Below are 15,810 nucleotides of genomic sequence, written 5' to 3' on the forward strand. Positions count from 1 at the left end.
GGTGGGGGTGGGGGGGCCGGTGCGGGGGGCGCGGCCGGGGGCCGCCCCCCCCGACCCCCCCCCCCCCGGCGGCACACCTCAGCTCCGGTCGAGATACGCCCGCCAGCCCCCGTAGGCCGTGATGTCCCGCGCGTCGTCGAGGGCGCCGGGTTCGCACAGGAAGCCGGGGACCCGGGTGCCGTCGGCGAGCTCGACGCTGCCGAGAGCCATGGGGCGGGGGAGCGCCGCGAGCAGGCTGCCCAGCCCCTCCGCCGGGAGCCGCCAGATCTCCACCTCGATCGCGGCGCCGCCCTCGTCCACCCGCACGAGACCCGGCTTGGGCGGGGCGGTGCGCAGGGCGTGCAGGCGGTAGACCGGGGACGTCGTCGTGGTTCGGTCCAGCACCGCGCCGAACGACAGCAACTGCGGGTTGAGGGGCTGGCCGGTCAGATGGGCGCCCGCCACCGCCAGGTGGACCTCGGGCCGCAGCAGGTCCGCGATCCGGGCCAGCCGGTCGTCCGTGAAGGCCGGGCCGACCAGCATCACGCCGAAGGGCAGTCCGTCCACCTCGCCCGCCGGGACGGCCACCGCCGCCAGGTCGAAGAGGTTGGTGGAGTTGGTGAAGCGGCCCAGCCGGGCGTTGGCCCCCAGCGGATCGGCGGCGACCTCCGCGAGGGTGGGGTGGCCGGGTGCGGTGGGCAGCAACAGGGCGTCGGAATCGGCCAGTTCGGCCAGGGCGCGGGTGCGCAGGGCCGCCAGGCGCCCGGTGTCCGCGAACAGCCGGTGGGCCGGGATGTCCCGGGCCCGGGTGATGATGCCGGCGACGGTCGGGTCCAGACCTGCGCCGCCCTCTGCAGTCAACTTGTCGACAAATGCACCCACGGCGGTGTAGCGCTCGGTGACGAACGCGCCCTCGTAGAGCATCGCGGCGGCCTCGGTGAACGGAGTGAGGTCGATGGTGCGGAGCTCGGCCCCGGCCGCCCCGAGCCGCCGCACCGCCGCCTCGTAGGCCGCCGCCCAGCCCTCGTCCAGCTCGCCCAGCCGGTCGAGGGGCGGGACCGCGATCCGCCAGGGGCCGGGCGCGCGGGCGGGCAGCGAGGGGAGGGCGCGGCCGGACGGCGACGCCATGTGGGCCAGGGCCCGTTCCGCCTCGGGGAGCGTCCGGGCGAACACCGTCACGCAGTCGATCGAGGCGCAGGCCGGGACGACGCCCTCGGTGGGGACCAGTCCGCGGGTGGGCTTGAGGCCGACGATGCCGTTGAAGGCGGCCGGGACGCGCCCCGAACCCGCCGTGTCCGTGCCCAGCGCGAGGTCGGCGATGCCGAGGGCCACCGCGACGGCCGAGCCGGAGCTGGAGCCGCCGCTCACCCGTGACGGGTCGACGGCGCCCCGCACCGCGCCGTACGGGGAGCGGGTGCCCACCAGTCCGGTCGCGAACTGGTCCAGGTTGGTGGTGCCCAGCACCAGCGCGCCGGCCGCGCGGAGCCGGGCGACGGCCGGAGCGTCCTCGGCGGGCCGGTAGGCGTACGCCGGGCAGCCCGCCGTGGTGGGCAGCCCGGCCACGTCGATGTTCCCCTTGACGGCGAGCAGCCGGCCGGCGAGCGGGAGGCGCTCGCCCCTCGCCAGCCGCTCGTCGAGGGTGTGGGCCTCCGCCTCGACGTCCGCCAGCGGCCGCAGGTCGATCCAGATCTCCGGCCGGTCCGCGGCCTCGATGCGGGCGTAGGCCGCGCGGACGCGGGACACAGTCGTGGAGATGCGTGCTCCTTGCATGGTGTCGGGCCGGTCGGCCGGTCAGCGCGCGACCGGGGCGAGGACGAGCAGTGCCGTCCCCGCCTCGACCTGGTCGCCGGGTCGGGCCAGGACCTGTGCCACCACGCCGTCGACCGGCGCGTGCACCCTGGACTCCATCTTCATCGCCTCCAGGGCGAGCAGCGGCTGCCCCGTCGTCACCTCGTCGCCCGGCGACACGTTCAACTGCCAGACGGAGGCGGCGAACTCGGCCTCCACGAGGCGGCCGCCCGGGGGCACCGCCACCTCGGCCGGGGGAGCGGCCGGCGCTTCCGCGGCCGCCGCCCGCGCGAACTCGCCGGCCGCCTCCCAGGCGTCCCGCTCCGTCGCGAACGCGGTCTGCTGGCGGGACCTGAACTCCGCTATGGGGCCGGCGTTCTCGGCGAGGAAGGCCTGGTACTCGGCGAGCGAGAAGGCGCCCTCCTCGACGCGGGGCACGAAGCGGCCCGAGATGATGTCGGCCCGCAGTTCGAGGAGTTCGTCCGCGTCGACGGGATACCAGCGGATCCGGTCGAAGAAGCGCAGCAGCCAGGGCGAGCCCGGTTCGAACGCGCCGCGCTGCTGCCAGGGCGACCACACCTGGGTCGTCCGGCCCACGAACTGGTAACCGCCGGGTCCCTCCATGCCGTAGACGCAGAGGTACGCGCCGCCGATGCCCACCGAGTTCTCGGCCGTCCAGGTGCGCGCGGGGTTGTACTTCGTCGTCACCAGGCGGTGGCGCGGGTCGAGCGGGGTGGCGACCGGGGCGCCCAGGTAGACGTCACCGAGGCCCAGGACCAGGTACTCGGCGGCGAACACCGTGTCGTAGACGTCCGCCACCGTGTCCAGCCCGTTCACCCGGCGGATGAACTCGATGTTCCAGGGGCACCAGGGCGCGTCGTCGCGGACGCCCGCCATGTAGCGGGCGATCGCCTCCCGGGTCGCGGGGTCGTCCCAGGACAGCGGGAGGTGCACGGTGCGGGAGGGGACGACCAGTTCGTCCAAGGGGGGCAGGGCGGCCGTCATCTCCCTTACCACGGCGAGGAGTTCACACAGCGGGAGGCGGGCGGGGTCCGTCCGGATCTGGAGCGAGCGGATGCCGGGGGTGAGATCGGTGACGCCGGCCAGGTCCGCCGCGGCCACCGCCTCCATCAGCGCGTGGACCCGCATGCGCAGCGCCAGGTCCAGCTGGAGCGGTCCGAACTCGACGAGCAGGTTGTCGTCGCCGCTGCGCCGGTAGGCCACGTCGCCGTCCCGGGCCAGCACGCCCCCGTCGACGATCCCGGGGCGCGGCGCGCCGCCCACGTCCACCGGGGCGAAGCGGACCGTGTCGCCCGGGCGCAGCTGGCCCAGCTTCCAGCGCTCGGAGCTGAGCACCGTCGCCGGGCACACGAACCCGCCGAGGGACGGGCCGTCCGGGCCGAGCAGCACCGGCATGTCACCGGTGTAGTCGACGGCGCCGACGGAGTAGGGGGTGTCGTGGATGTTGGACGGATGCAGACCCGCCTCGCCGCCGTCGGTGCGGGCCCAGCGCGGCTTGGGCCCGACCAGGCGCACACCGGTGCGGGCCGAGTTGAAGTGGACCTTCCAGTCGGCGGCGTAGAAGTCGCGGATGTCGTCCTCGGTGAAGAACTCCGGCGCCGCGTGCGGGCCCTCGACGGCGCCCAGGTGCCACACCGGGGTGAACTCCGGGCGTTCCGGGACGGGCACGGCGGCGCCCTCGACGACCGTCCCGCCGTGCAGGACGTCCCCCGTGCGCAGCGCCCGCCCGCCGTGGCCGCCGAACCGGCCCAGCGTGAACGTGCTCGCGCTGCCCAGGAAGGCGGGGACGTCCAGGCCGCCCGCGAACAGGACGTACGTCCGCAGGCCGTGCTCGCCGGGCGCGCCGATCTCCAGCAGCGATCCGGCCGGGACGGTCACCGGCTCCCACTGCGCCACCGGCGTGCCGTCCACGGTGACCGGGGCCGGCGCGCCCGTGACGCACACCGTGGTGGCGTGGGTGAAGCGCAGCGCCGGGCCCTGGAGGGTGCACTCCAGGCCCGGGGCGCCCTCGGGGTTGCCGAGCGCCCGGTTGCCGAGGCGGAACGAGCGGTCGTCCATCGGGCCGGACGGCGGGACGCCGACCTGCCAGTGACCGGTGCGGCCGGGCCAGTCCTGCACGGTGGTGAGGGTGCCGCCGGACACGACCTCGACCCGGGGCGTCGGGTCGGTGACGGTGGCGAGGGTCGCCGTCGAGTGGGCCGCCGTCCGGAACCGGGAGTCCGCCAGCGCCGCCCGGACCAGCCCGAGGTTCGTCTCGATGCCGTCGACGCGGGTCAGGGCGAGGGCCTCGTCCAGCCGCCGCAGCGCCTGCTCGCGGTCAGCGCCGTACGCGATCACCTTGGCGAGCATCGGGTCGTACGACGTCGTCACCTCGGCGCCCGTCTCCACCCAGCCGTCGACGCGCACGCCCGGGGGGAACTCGACCCGGGTCAACAGACCGGCGCTGGGCCGGTGGTCGCGGCTGGGATCCTCCGCGTACAGGCGTGCCTCGACGGCGTGGCCGCGGGGCGGGCCCGGGTCGCGCACGACGCCGCGCTCGCCGCGCGCCAGGCGCAGCATCCAGGCGACCAGGTCGACGCCGTAGATCTCCTCGGTGACGGGATGCTCCACCTGGAGACGGGTGTTGACCTCCAGGAAGTAGGCCTCCTCGCGGGCCGCGTCGTAGACGAACTCGACGGTGCCGGCGGACCGGTAGCCGACCGAGGCGCACAGGTTCCGTGCGCTGGAGGCGAGTTGCTCCCGCACGTGGGCGGGGAGGCCGGGGGCCGGGGCCTCTTCCACGACCTTCTGGTTGCGGCGCTGCAGGGAGCAGTCCCGGTCGCCGAGGACGACGACCTCTCCCGCGCCGTCGCCGAAGACCTGCACCTCGACGTGGCGGGCGTGCTCCACGAGCCGTTCCAGGAAGACACCGGCGGAGGAGAAGGACGCGGCGGCGACGCGCTGGACGCGCTCCCAGGCGTCGGTCAGCTCGGTGGCCGAGCGACAGGCCGACATGCCGATCCCGCCGCCACCGCCGGTGGCCTTGAGCATGACCGGATAGCCGATGAGCCGTGCCCGCTCCAGCGCCTCGGGCAGATCCGCCAGGAGCCCGGTGCCGGGGGCCAGCGGCACCCCCGCCGCCTCCGCCGCGGCCCGCGCGGTGTGCTTGGCCCCGAACAGCTCCAGCTGCTCGGGCGCCGGTCCGACGAAGACGATCCCGGCGTCGGCGCAGCGGCGGGCGAAGTCCGCGTCCTCGGAGAGGAAGCCGTAGCCCGGGTGGATCGCGCCCGCGCCGGTGTCCTTGGCCGCGCCCAGCACCAGGTCGGCGTCGAGGTACGACTCCTTCGCGGGCGCAGGGCCGAGCCGTACCGCCTGGTCGGCGAGCCGGACGTGGGGGGCCGAGCGGTCGGCGTCGGAGTACACCGCCACCGTGCGCAGGCCGAGTTCGCGGGCCGTGCGGATGACCCGGACGGCGATCTCGCCCCGGTTGGCGACCAGCAGCGTGTCGAAGCTCATGCGGCGCCCGCCTCGTCGATGGTCATCTCCACCGCCGTCGGCTCGAAGCCGTTGCAGGGGTTGTTGATCTGGGGACAGTTGGAGACCAGGACGAGGACGTCCCGTTCGGCGCGCAGGGTGAGCGAGAGGCCGGGCGCCGAGAGTCCGTCGACGATGCCGAGGGTGCCGTCCCTCTCGACGGGCACGTTCATGTACCAGTTGATGTTGGAGACCAGGTCCCGCTTGCCCAGGCCGTGCCGGGCGCCCTCGGCGAGGAAGTTGTCCACGCACGCGTGCTGCGCGTAGGTGTGGTGGCCGTAGCGCAGGGTGTTGGACTCCTTGGAGCAGGCGCCGCCGAGGGTGTCGTGGCGGCCCACGTCGTCCGCGGTCACCGTCATCAGCGCGGTGTGCTCGTTGGACATCAGCACACTGCCCGTGGTGAGGAAGACGCCGCCCTGGGCGTGGACCGTGTCGGGCGCGCTGTAGCGCACGGACGTGTCGCGGGCGTCGTACACGAGGAAGTCGACGGCCTGGTTCCCGTGCAGGTCGGTGATGGTCAGCGTCGCGCCCTCGCGGACGACCGACGACCAGGAGGCGCGGGCCGCCACCACTGTCTCCGTGCTCATGCGAGCCCCTTCGCGGTGAGGAATTCGGCGGTGTTGAGGAAGGCGCGGCGGCCCTCGGGCGTGGCGTCCCACAGGGGGTCGCCCGGGCAGGTGGCCGCCGCCCGCCAGGCGAGGACCTCCAGCGGAGTGCTGACGTACTCCGGCCGGGGGTCGGCCGGGTGCGGCACGTTGGCGATCAGGACCGTCACGTCCTGTTCGGCGCGCAGCGTGACGCTGCCGCCCGGGCCCGCCGAGCCGGTGAAGTCGAGCGTGCCGTCGGCCCGGACCTCCACCCCCTGGAAGAAGGAGAGCGAGGGCGGCAGGTCGCGGGGCTCCAGGCCGTTCTTCGCGGCGGCCAGCTTGAACAGCTCCCGGCCGGCCGGGGAGGCGGACTGCGGGGTGCCGTCGCCGTAGCGCTCGGTGTTGCGCACGAGGGTGGAGGTGCCGCACAGCGCGTCGTGCCGGCCGGCGGTGTCGGCGACGACCGAGGCGAGGACCCGCCCCTGGTCGGACAGGAGCAGCACGCCCTCGCCGAGGTAGGCGTTCCACTGGACCTTGACCGTGTCCGCGACGTTCAGCCGCTCCCAGGGGCGGCCGTCCGCGTGGAGGAGCAGATGGGCGCAGGCGTCGCCGTGCGGGTCGGTCAGGCGCAGCTCGGTGCCGCGGGCCAGGACCCGGTGGGTGTAGTTGCCGCCCGCGACCGTCTCGGCCCAGACCAGGTGGCCCGCCTCGCAGGGCGGGTCCTGCCAGTCACGGGCCGGGACGACCGGCATGGCCTCGGCCCGGGCGCCCTCCTGCGCCCGGGCGTGGGCGCGTGCCCCGTACGTGGTCGCTGTCGCCGCCATTGCGGACCTCCGCAGCTCGGTTCCGTCGCTGTCGCGGTATTTCTGTCGCCCGACAGAAATTAGGTCCGGGGCGGGTCGCCGCCGTTGCCCTCCGGTTGCGGGGCGGTTACTGACTCCTCACCTGCCCGCCCGGAGATCGCGGTGCGGGGCCGTGTGCGAGGATCGAACGCATGGGGACGAGCAGCGGACGTCGAGTGGGCCGCCCGCGGGCCGCGCAGCGCCCGGACAGCGGGCTCACGCCGCGCGCCGAACTGCTCGGGGCAGCCGCGGAGTTGTTCACCACGCGCGGCTACGCCGCCACCACCACCCGGGCCGTCGCCGAGCGTGCGGGCATGCGCCAGGCCTCCATGTACCACTACGTCTCCGGCAAGGAGGAACTGCTCGCCGCACTGCTGGAGTCGACGGTCACGCCCTCCCTGGCCTACGCCCGTGAGCTGCTCGCGGACGAGACGCGGACGGCCGAGGACCGGCTGTGGGAGCTGTGCCGCACCGACGTCGAGCTGCTGTGCGGGGGCTCGCACAACCTCGGCGGCCTGTACCTGCTGCCCGAGGTGCGCACCGAGCGGTTCGCCGGTTTCCATGCCGTGCGCGCCGAACTCAAGGACGCCTACCGTCAGTTGATCGCTGCCACGGCGGTGGGCGGCGCGCTCGTGAAGAGCGCCCTGGATCTCCGTACCGATCTGGTCTTCGGTCTGATCGAGGGTGTGATCCTCGTGCACCGCTCGGATCCCGACCGATCGGTCTCGGAGTTCGCCCGCGCCACCGCCGACGCGGCCCTGCGCATCGCGGGGAACTGAACATCGCCCGCTCCACGCACGGGTGCTCGCCTCATCCGTCCCGGTGAAGTGTTTCGCACGCCACTTCGGTGTCACGCACGGTGTTCGAACAAATGCCGTGAGTGTAAAGAGACCGAGGTTACTCCACGTGCGGGAGTGGTTTCAGGCAGTTGCTGAATATGACACGGCGATGATCCGGTCGGACTAAGCTCGCCCGCGGCGCACCGAGTTGAGGCGTATTCGTGCGCTTGTTCCCAAACTTCCCGAAGATGCCGACAGATCCCTACAGAGGGTGCCCACATGGTGAGTGTTCAGTCCCCACCCGGTCGCCGAGAACTTCCCTACGCACGCGTGCTGTTGCTGCCGGCGATACTGATGGCCGCGGCGACCGGCGCCGCCGTCGCCCTGGTGGCGACGCAGGCCCGGCTCGCCGTCGGCGTCTGCGGAGCCGTCGCCACCCTCCTGGTGATCGCGGCCGGAGCCGAGTCGGTGCGCCGTGGGCGGCTCCTGCGGGAGCTGCGCGCGGAACGGGACCAGCGCGTCGCGTACCTGGAACGCCGGGTGGCGGGCCACGCGGAGGAGAACCGCCGCCTCGCCGAGGAGTTCGTGCCCAACACCGTGGAGTGGCTGCGGGCCGGACATTCCCCCAGGGAGGTGATGCGCGACTTCAGCGAGGGTGATCCCGACTTCCGTGCCCTCGACGACGCGCAGCGCGCCGTGGTCAGGAAGATCCTCGACATCGTCGACCACGAGGAGTCCCTGCGCGACTCGGCCCAGCGCTCCTTCGTCAGCATCGCCCGCCGGGTCCAGGCCATCGTCCACCAGCAGTCCGCGGAACTGCGGGAGATGGAGGAGGACCACGGGCGCAATCCCGAGGTCTTCGACGACCTGCTGCGCATCGACCACGGCACCTCGCTGATCGGCCGCCTCGCCGACTCCATCGGTGTGCTCGGCGGCGGCCGGCCGGGCCGCAACTGGCCCCAGCCGGTGCCGCTGTACAGCGTGCTGCGCGGCGCCATGTCCCGGATCCTGGACTACCGGCGCATCCAGCTGGACTCCATCGCCAAGGTGAACATCCGGGGCCTCTCCGTGGAGCCGCTCATCCACGCGCTCGCCGAACTCCTCGACAACGCCACCCGCTACTCGCCTCCGCAGAGCAAGGTGCACGTCAACGCCGTCGAGGTGCAGACCGGCATCGCCATCGAGATCGAGGACGCCGGCGTCAGCCTCAGCGAGGAGGCCCGCGCCAAGGCCGAGCGCATGCTGGAGCAGGCCATGGCGGGCGTCGACATCCAGGACGTCGGCGGCACCCCGCGCCTGGGCCTCGCGGTCGTCGGCCGTCTGTGCACGTCGTTCAACCTCCAGGTCTCGCTGCGCACCTCGGCCTACGGCGGCGTCCGGGCCGTCCTCATCGTGCCGAGCGAGATGCAGACCTCCGACCCCGCTCCCGGCTTCGCGCACGGCATCGGGGCCACCGCCGTTCCGCAGATCGACCTGAGCCAGATCGGCGAGGGCCCCAAGCGCCCGCCCAAGAAGCGCCGCCCCACCAACGCGCGCATCCCGGCCGGAGTCTCCCTGACCGACGACGAGGTGCCCGAGGTCACCGAGTGGACCGAGCAGGGTCTGCCGCAGCGTCGCAGCAAGGCCACGATCCCGATCACCCAGCGCTACGCCGAGGCGTACGCCGCCCAGGAGGCCGAGCGCCTCGGTCAGCCCGACCCGTTCGCGCAGCGCCGGCCGGAGCCCGAGCCGGAACCCCAGAAGAAGCGGGAGCCCGGCCTGGCGTTCGAGGCCTTCTGGGAGGGCCTGGTCAAGGCGGCCCCGCCCGGCGTGCACCCCACCGACTTCACCCGCAATCCCACCGCTTACGTGCATCTGCTCGAAGACAAGGCCAGGCCCGAGGCCGACGATGAAGGGGACCTCACGTGATCCAGCAGCGCCAAAACTTCGACTGGCTGCTCAAGGAGCTCTACGACGGGGTTCCGGGCATCGAGATGATCGTGGTCCTCTCGGCCGACGGACTGCGCATCGCCCGCTACGCCGGTGACCCCGACGCCGCCGACCGGGTCGCCGCCGCCTGCGCCGGCCTGCAGAGCCTCGCCGCCGCGGTCGGCCAGGAGATCCACTCGAGCACCGGCGAGATGGACATGGTCGTCATCGACCTGAGCGGCGGCTACTTCTACATGATGTCGGCCGGCGCCAACGCCTACCTCGCCGTCCTCGCCGACGTGCGCTGCGAGGCCAGCCGGATGAGCGGCATGATGCGCGACCTCGTGGTCCGCATCGGCGCCCATCTGACCAGCCCGCCCCGGCGCAACGGGCAGAGCGTATGACTCCTCCGCAACGCCGTCGGCGACAACCCCTGCCCCCGGCGCCTCCGCCGTCCCCTCCGCCCCCGAAGGACGCCAAGGACGGGGCGGAGGGGGAGGGCAAGAACCCCGAGCGGCTGTACATCATCACGGGCGCGGACGGTGAACGCGCGCCCGTCGACCTCGTGACGTTAGTCGTGGCGCGTGCCGAACCGCCCTCGTCGGCCACCCCGGAGCAGACGGCGGTGCTGCGGATGTGCGCCGCCCCGCTGTCGGTGGCCGAGATCTCGGCCTACCTCGGTCTGCCGTTCAGCGTGGTGACGGTGCTGCTCACCGAGATGCTGGCGGCGGAACTCGTCCAGGCACGCGCCCCCATCGTCCGGCAGCAGCTCCCCGACCGTTCCCTTCTCGAAGCGGTGATGCATGGACTTCAACGGCTCTGACACGATTCCCGGCCCACGGGCCGAGGACCATCTGCCGCACACCACCACGGCCGCGGCGAAGATCGTCATCGTGGGCGGCTTCGGCGTCGGCAAGACCACCATGGTCGGCTCCGTCAGCGAGATCAGGCCGCTGACCACCGAGGAGACGATGACCCAGGCGGGCATCGGGGTCGACGACAACTACGGCTCCGAGACCAAGACCGCCACCACCGTGGCCATGGACTTCGGCCGGATCCGCATCACCGAGCAGGTCGTGCTCTACCTCTTCGGCACGCCCGGCCAGGAACGCTTCTGGTTCCTGTGGAACGGACTGTTCGAGGGCGCGCTCGGCGCGGTCGTCCTGGTCGACACCCGCCGTCTCGAGGTGAGCTTCGAGGTCATGGGCCGGCTCGAGGAGGGCGGCGTGCCCTTCGTCGTCGCCGTCAACACCTTCCCCGACGGGCCCCGCTACCCCGTCGAGGACCTGCGCGCGGCCCTCGACCTGCCGCCCGAGATCCCGATCGTCGAGTGCGACGTCCGGCGCCGCGCCTCCAGCCGCGACGTCCTGATGACCCTCATGCGCTTCCTGCACTCCCTGGCCCTGACCCGCAGCCTCGCCTGACCCGCACGCCAGCACCTCCCCACACACCGGATTCAGCACAGTTTCGGAGCGACCCCCTGTGACTCCCGAACACCCCACCCCGACCGGCCCGCACGACCTCGCCCTGGACCCGCCGCCCGGCTGCCCCGCGCACGGCCGCGGCCCCGGCGGACTGGCCCGCCTCTACGGCCCCGGCGCGGAGGACCTGAACGAACTGTACGAGCGGCTGCGCGAGGAGCACGGCCCCGTGGCGCCCGTCCTCCTCCACGACGACCTGCCGATGTGGATGGTCCTCGGGCACGCCGAGAACCTGCGCATGGTGCGGACCCCCTCGCACTTCACCAAGGACAGCCGCATCTGGTCGCAGCTGCTGGACGGCAGGGTCAGGCCCGACCACCCGCTCATGCCGCACATCGCCTGGCAGCCCATCTGCGCCCACGCCGAAGGCGACGAGCACAAGCGGCTGCGGGGCGCGGTGACCGCGGCCATGGCGACCATCGACGACCGCAGCGTCCGCCGCTACATCAACCGCTCCAGCCAGCGCCTGGTCAACCGCTTCTGCGAGCAGGGCCGGGCCGACCTCGTCGGCGACTTCGCCGAGCACCTGCCGATGGCCGTGATGTGCCATGTCCTCGGCATGCCCGACGAGTACAACGACAAGATGGTGCACGCCGCCCGCGACGCCCTCAAGGGCAGCGAGACCGCGCTCGCCAGCCACGAGTACGTCGTGGGGGCCCTCGCCCGGCTCACCGCCCGCCGCCGCGCCAAGCCCGAGGACGACTTCACCAGCCACCTCATCGGCCACCCGGCGCAGCTCACCGACGACGAGGTCAGGGAGCACCTGCGGCTCGTGCTCTTCGCGGCCTACGAGGCCACCGTCAACCTGCTCTCCAACGCGCTGCGCATGGTCCTCACCGACCCGCGCTTCCTCGCCCAGCTCAACGGCGGCCAGATGACGGTGGCGGAGGCGGTCGAGCAGTCCCTGTGGGACGAGCCCCCGTTCAGCACCATCTTCGGCTACTTCGCCAAGCAGGACACGGAGTTGGGCGGTCAGCGCATCCGCCGCGGCGACGGTCTCTTCTTCGCGCCCGCGCCCGGCAACGTGGATCCCCGGGTACGCCCCGACCTGTCCGCCCACATGCAGGGCAACCGCTCCCACCTCGCCTTCGGCAGCGGTCCGCACGAGTGCCCCGGCCAGGACATCGGCCGCGCCATCGCCGACGTCGGCGTCGACGCGCTGCTCATGCGGCTTCCCGACGTGCAACTCGACTGCGACGAGGACGAGTTGCGCTGGACGATGTCGATCGCCTCGCGGCACCTGGTGGAACTGCCGGTCCGGTTCGAGCCGAAGGACCAGCAGGACGTCAAGCACAAGCCCAGCCACGCCCCGATCCCGTCGCAGCGCCTGACCCGGCCGGTGAGCATGGAACCGCGCCCCGCGCCGACTCCGGCCCCCGCTCCCGGACCCGCCCCCGAAGCGGCGGCCGCTCCGGCGCCCGCGCCGGGCCGGGCGACGGCTCCTGTACCCCCCGTCCCGCAGTCGACGGGGCCGGACCGCAGGCCCAACGCCTGGCGGCGCTTCCTGTCCTGGTGGCGCGGCTACTGAGCGGCGCCCGCCGCCGGGGCGCCGGCCCAGCCGTCGTACGACGTCCAGGCCTCGAGCACCCGGCCGCTCCGCAGACGGTGCTCCGTCCCCGTGACCGGGTCGGTGAACTCCAGCTCCCGCGCCAGCAGTTGCAGCGGACGCCGGAAGTCGCCGGCCGGCACGGCGGCGGCCACCTCGGGGTAGAGCGGATCGCCGAGGATGGGCACGCCGAGCCTGTTCATGTGGACGCGCAGCTGATGCGTCTGCCCGGTGGCGGGCAGCAGCCGGTACCGGCCGAGTCCCCGCGCGTCGTGCTCGACGAGCTCGACGCGGCTCACGGCGTTCGGCTCGCCCGCCACCTCGTAGGCGGCCAGGATCCCGCGCTCCTTGACGATCCGGCTGCGCACGGTCCGGGGCAGGGCGAGCTCCGGGTCGTACGGCGCGACGGCCTCGTACACCTTGCGCACCAGGCGGTCGCGGAAGAGCGACTGGTAGGCGCCGCGCTCCTCGGGACGCACGGTGAACAGCACGAGCCCGGCGGTCAGCCGGTCGAGCCGGTGCGCGGCGCCGAGCGCGGGGAGGTCCAGCTCCCGCCGCAGCCGGGCGAGCGCGCTCTCGGTGACATGGCTGCCGCGGGGCGTGGTGGCCACGAAATGCGGCTTGTCGACGACGACGATGTGCTCGTCGCGGTGCACGATCTCCAGCGGGAACGGCACGGGCGCCTCGGGCGGCAGCTCGCGGTGGTACCAGACGAACATCCCCGGCACGTAGGCGGCGTCCGGGGCCACCGCCCGCCCGTCGGCGCCGACGACGAGCCCGGCCTCCAGCATCCCGTCCACGATCGCGGCCCGCGCCGCGCCCATCCGCTCCACCAGGTGCTCCCGCACGGTGGCCCAGGCCCCCTCGCCGGGCAACCGCACCCGCACCGGATCGATCCCGTCGCGCTGCGGCAGCGGGGAGGGCGGGGGCGGCGTACGGCGTCTCATCGGGGTCAAGCCTACGGGCCGGAAAACCCGTTGGTCGGGCCGTCGTCCGTTGGCAGGATGCGGCTCATGCCCTTCACCGCCGACGCCGTCCTGCCCGCCGGAACCCTCTCCGGGATCCCGCAGCCCGAGCTCCGCAGCGGCGACGGGCTGCTCCTGCGCCCGTGGCGGGCCGAGGACGCCCCCGCCGTGTACGCCGCCTTCCAGGACCCGGCCATGCACCAGTGGCACATCAGAGCCGCCGACTCCGAGGAGGAGGTCGCCGGCTGGATCGAGGAGTGGCGCGCGAGCTGGGCGCGCGAGCGCGACGCCCAGTGGGCCGTGGTCGACACGGACACCGGCGAACTGCTCGGGCGGGTGGCGCTGCGCAGCGTCCTGCTCGCCGAGGGCGTCGCCGAGATCGCCTACTGGACGACCAGGGCGGCCCGTGGCCGTGGTGTGGCGCCCCGCGCCACGACCGTCCTCACCCGCTGGGCCCTCGACGAGATCGGCTTCCACCGCCTGGAGCTGATGCACGCCACCGCCAACGAGGCCTCCTGCCGGGTCGCCGGGAAGGCGGGCTACCTCCTGGAGGGCACCAGGCGCAGCGCCGCCCTCCACCAGGACGGCTGGCACGACATGCATCTCCACGCACGCGTGCAGGGCGACTGAGCCGCGTGCAGGGTGACTGAGCGAGGCTCACCCCCGGGCGAGCGCCGGGCCCCGCCGGCCGCCCCGGCGGTGCCGGCGGCCGGTCCGCTCTGCGCGGACGGCGGGCGCACCGGGACCGCCGGGACTACGACCGCAGGGACTGCGCGGCCGCCGGCTCCGGCACCGACGGAGCCGGTGCCGGTGAGCGCCTGCGGGAGGTCCGGAAGGCCACGCCGACCGCGAGCGTCGCGCCGAGGAACAGCACGGTGAACCACTGGAAGTACCAGTGACCGCCCGCCGGGTCGTACACCGCCGCGCGCGGCCAGGCCAGGTTGACCGTCATCAGCAGGCCGTAGAGGAGCGCGAGGGCGTTCACCGGGACGCCCCAGCGGCCCAGGGAGAAGAGGGGGGCGCCCGTCTCGTCGGCGCCGGACGAGGAGAACCCTCCGCGCAGCCGCCGCACCAGCAGCGGGCCGGTGACCATCGCGTACGCCAGGTACAGCATCACGATGCAGGTCGTGCCGATGGCCAGGAAGGCTTCCGGCGAGGCGAAGTCGAGCAGCAGCAGGGCCGCCGCGAGGACGCCGACCACCAGCGCCGGAGCGCTCGGCATGCCGGTACGGGGGTTCACGCGCGCGAGGCGGCCGGAGAAGGGGAGCTGACCGTCGCGGGCCATCGAGAACAGCATCCGGCAGGCCGACGTCTGGATGGCGAGCGTCGCCACCGCGATCGCGACCACCACGTCCGCCAGCAGCACCTTGCCGACCCCGTCGCCGAGGCTGCTGGTGAGGACGTAGCTGAGGCCGTCCACCCCGAGCCGTCCGTCGGTGAGACTGGGCGCGGCCAGCAGCCCGCCCAGCACGATCAGCCCGCCGAGCAGTCCGGCCGCGCCGAGCGCGGTGAGGATCGTGCGGGGCGCGGTGCGCCGCGGGTGGTGCGTCTCCTCGCTCATCTCGCCCGCGCTGTCGAACCCGATCATCACGTAGGCGGCCGTGAACGAGCCGACGAGCAGCGCCCCGAACAGGCCGTTCTGCGCGGCCCCCTCGGTGTGGAAGGTGATGCTCGGAGTGCGCTCCGAGTGGGTCAGCAGCAGCACGACGATGAGGACCGCGCCGATGATCTCGGCGGTCACGCCGACCCGGTTGACCAGGGACATCACGCGGTTGTCGACGACGTTCACGAACGTGGTGAGGGCCAGCAGGAACACGCCGAGCAGCGCCGCGTTGGCCGCGCCGTCCGGTGAGGTGGGCGCCGGGTCGGTGCCGATCAGCTGGAAGCCGGACCAGATCGCCGGCAGCACCATCTGCAGGGCCAGCGCGGCCGCCGCGACCACGACGATCTGCCCGGTCACCATGATCCAGCCGGCGAACCAGCCGAACGACGGCGTCGACAGCCGCGACGACCACTGGTAGATCGCGCCCGAGATCGGGTAGCGCGCCGCCAGCTCGGCGAAGCACGCGGCGACCAGCAGCTGACCGACCAGCACGACCGGCCAGGCCCAGAAGAAGACCGGGCCGCCGAAGGCGTACCCGAAGGCGAAGAACTGGAAGACGGTCGTCAGCACGGAGATGAAGGAGAACCCGGCGGCGAAGGAGGCGTACCGGCCCAGACTGCGGTGCAGCTCCTGGCGGTAGCCGAACTCGGAGAGGGAGCCGTCGCCCGCGCCGGGGGAGAGCGGCGGGTCGGGGCGTACGTCGGAAGGGGCTGTTGTCGTCACGGCGGAACCTGCCTTGGGCCCAGAGGGAACGTCATTCCTGTCGGGCGACAGAAATTAGGGACGCGCTGTTTCGTG

The 15,810-nt window shown here is 73.4% G+C and carries 13 protein-coding genes; 7 read left to right on the top strand and 6 right to left on the bottom strand.

The genetic code is table 11. The features are described from left to right. Positions 1-78 precede the first annotated feature (78 nt). Genes atzF through J2X68_RS19465 form a run of 4 tightly spaced genes read right to left on the bottom strand, consistent with a single transcriptional unit; the run spans position 79 to position 6,712 of the window. On the bottom strand, positions 79-1,749 hold the full coding sequence (gene atzF, locus J2X68_RS19450) for an allophanate hydrolase (RefSeq protein WP_310433808.1): 1,671 nt from the start codon (positions 1,747-1,749) through the stop codon (positions 79-81). Positions 1,750-1,770: 21 nt separating this feature from the next. Next, positions 1,771-5,283 carry a 5-oxoprolinase/urea amidolyase family protein gene (locus J2X68_RS19455; RefSeq protein ID WP_310433809.1) on the bottom strand — a complete coding sequence of 1,171 codons (3,513 nt, stop codon included), beginning with the start codon at positions 5,281-5,283 and terminating at the stop codon, positions 1,771-1,773. Further along, the gene (locus J2X68_RS19460) at positions 5,280-5,888 is read right to left on the bottom strand and encodes an urea amidolyase associated protein UAAP2 (protein WP_310433810.1); all 609 of its coding nucleotides are present in this window, start codon (positions 5,886-5,888) and stop codon (positions 5,280-5,282) included. Before J2X68_RS19460 ends, J2X68_RS19455 begins: the two co-directional genes overlap by 4 nt. Continuing rightward, the gene (locus tag J2X68_RS19465) at positions 5,885-6,712 is read right to left on the bottom strand and encodes an urea amidolyase associated protein UAAP1 (RefSeq protein ID WP_310433811.1); all 828 of its coding nucleotides are present in this window, start codon (positions 6,710-6,712) and stop codon (positions 5,885-5,887) included. Before J2X68_RS19465 ends, J2X68_RS19460 begins: the two co-directional genes overlap by 4 nt. A 170-nt stretch (positions 6,713-6,882) precedes the next feature. Here J2X68_RS19465 and J2X68_RS19470 point away from each other — a divergent pair, with 170 nt between their 5' ends. The 6 genes from J2X68_RS19470 to J2X68_RS19495 all read left to right on the top strand — a co-directional run bounded on the left by J2X68_RS19470 (position 6,883) and on the right by J2X68_RS19495 (position 12,426). Continuing rightward, positions 6,883-7,509, top strand: a complete 627-nt coding sequence (locus J2X68_RS19470) for a TetR/AcrR family transcriptional regulator (RefSeq protein ID WP_310433812.1) — start codon at positions 6,883-6,885, stop codon at positions 7,507-7,509. 279 nt (positions 7,510-7,788) lie between these two features. Beyond that, positions 7,789-9,417 (top strand): ATP-binding protein, encoded by a 1,629-nt coding sequence (locus J2X68_RS19475; RefSeq protein ID WP_310433813.1) that lies wholly within the window; start codon positions 7,789-7,791, stop codon positions 9,415-9,417. Next, positions 9,414-9,821 carry a roadblock/LC7 domain-containing protein gene (locus J2X68_RS19480; protein ID WP_062646899.1) on the top strand — a complete coding sequence of 136 codons (408 nt, stop codon included), beginning with the start codon at positions 9,414-9,416 and terminating at the stop codon, positions 9,819-9,821. The genes J2X68_RS19475 and J2X68_RS19480 overlap by 4 nt, the downstream gene beginning before the upstream one ends. Beyond that, on the top strand, positions 9,818-10,240 hold the full coding sequence (locus J2X68_RS19485) for a DUF742 domain-containing protein (protein ID WP_310433814.1): 423 nt from the start codon (positions 9,818-9,820) through the stop codon (positions 10,238-10,240). The genes J2X68_RS19480 and J2X68_RS19485 overlap by 4 nt, the downstream gene beginning before the upstream one ends. Then, positions 10,221-10,841 (top strand): ATP/GTP-binding protein, encoded by a 621-nt coding sequence (locus J2X68_RS19490; protein WP_310433815.1) that lies wholly within the window; start codon positions 10,221-10,223, stop codon positions 10,839-10,841. Before J2X68_RS19485 ends, J2X68_RS19490 begins: the two co-directional genes overlap by 20 nt. Before the next feature lie 58 nt (positions 10,842-10,899). Further along, entirely contained in the window at positions 10,900-12,426 is a 1,527-nt protein-coding gene (locus J2X68_RS19495; protein WP_310433816.1) for a cytochrome P450, read from the top strand. Here the strand turns inward: J2X68_RS19495 and J2X68_RS19500 are convergent. After that, entirely contained in the window at positions 12,420-13,391 is a 972-nt protein-coding gene (locus J2X68_RS19500; protein WP_310433817.1) for an RluA family pseudouridine synthase, read from the bottom strand. The genes J2X68_RS19495 and J2X68_RS19500 overlap by 7 nt on opposite strands. 66 nt (positions 13,392-13,457) lie before the next feature. Here J2X68_RS19500 and J2X68_RS19505 point away from each other — a divergent pair, with 66 nt between their 5' ends. After that, positions 13,458-14,039, top strand: a complete 582-nt coding sequence (locus J2X68_RS19505) for a GNAT family N-acetyltransferase (protein WP_310433818.1) — start codon at positions 13,458-13,460, stop codon at positions 14,037-14,039. 124 nt (positions 14,040-14,163) lie between these two features. Here J2X68_RS19505 and J2X68_RS19510 read toward each other — a convergent pair whose 3' ends face one another. Beyond that, positions 14,164-15,735 (bottom strand): amino acid permease, encoded by a 1,572-nt coding sequence (locus tag J2X68_RS19510; protein ID WP_310433819.1) that lies wholly within the window; start codon positions 15,733-15,735, stop codon positions 14,164-14,166. Between the last annotated feature and the right edge of the window lie 75 nt (positions 15,736-15,810).

It is taken from the genome of Streptomyces sp. 3330 (genome assembly GCF_031456635.1).
Taxonomy (GTDB): Bacteria; Actinomycetota; Actinomycetes; order Streptomycetales; family Streptomycetaceae; genus Streptomyces.